1 protein-coding gene is annotated in these 691 nt (G+C 67.9%); it reads right to left on the bottom strand.

Annotated features, from left to right (window positions below):
* On the bottom strand, positions 1 to 691 hold a 691-nt coding region (locus ACFIKI_RS08430), incomplete at both ends, for a LysR family transcriptional regulator (protein ID WP_375666758.1).

The raw sequence follows: 691 nt of genomic DNA, 5'->3' as shown, positions 1-691 counted from the left end.
TCCGTCTTCATCACCACGTTGGGCGTGAAGCCGGCCACCCGGAAGGACTCGATGAAGCCGCCATAGGTCGCAAAGCCTTCGCCCAGGCTCACGAAGTTCTCGCGCGCCATGGCGCCCAGATCGACCTCGGCCAGATGCGCATAGGGCGAGCCCACGGGCGCGGCAAAGAAAATGTCGTCCTCGAACAGCAGCTGCGTCTGCATGTCGGCGGCGTTGTCCGGCATGGCCATCAGCGCCGCGTCCAGCGTTCCGTTGCGCAGCCGCTCCAGCAGGCCGGCGTTCGAGCCCAGCACCAGTTCGGTCTGCAGATCGGGGCGGCGCAGCTTCAGCGCCATCACCCGCGCCGGCACGGTGCGGTCGGTAAGGGAGTCCAGCGCACCGATGCGGCTGCGGTCCGCCGAGTAGCCGGCCACCTCGCGCGTGGCGCGTATGCCCTTGGACATGGTGGCCAGCACCTCCCTGGCGACATCGGCCAGGGTCTGCGCTGCCTCGGGGGGCTTGAGGTTGCGCCCCTCGTGCCGGAACAGGGCGCAGCGCATGCCCGCCTCCAGCGCATGCAGGGCGCGGTGCACGCTGACCGAGCTGGTCTCCAGCCGTTCCGCCGTCTTGGCGAGATTGCCTGTCTCCAGGAAGGCGAGCAGCACCTCCAGTCTGCGGAAGGTTATTTCGTCATCGATTCTCAGGCTCATGG

Source organism: Bartonella sp. TT121SHDZB (assembly GCF_042193415.1).
GTDB lineage: Bacteria > Pseudomonadota > Alphaproteobacteria > Rhizobiales > Rhizobiaceae > Bartonella.
This window is presented reverse-complemented; position numbering and strand designations above follow the sequence as displayed.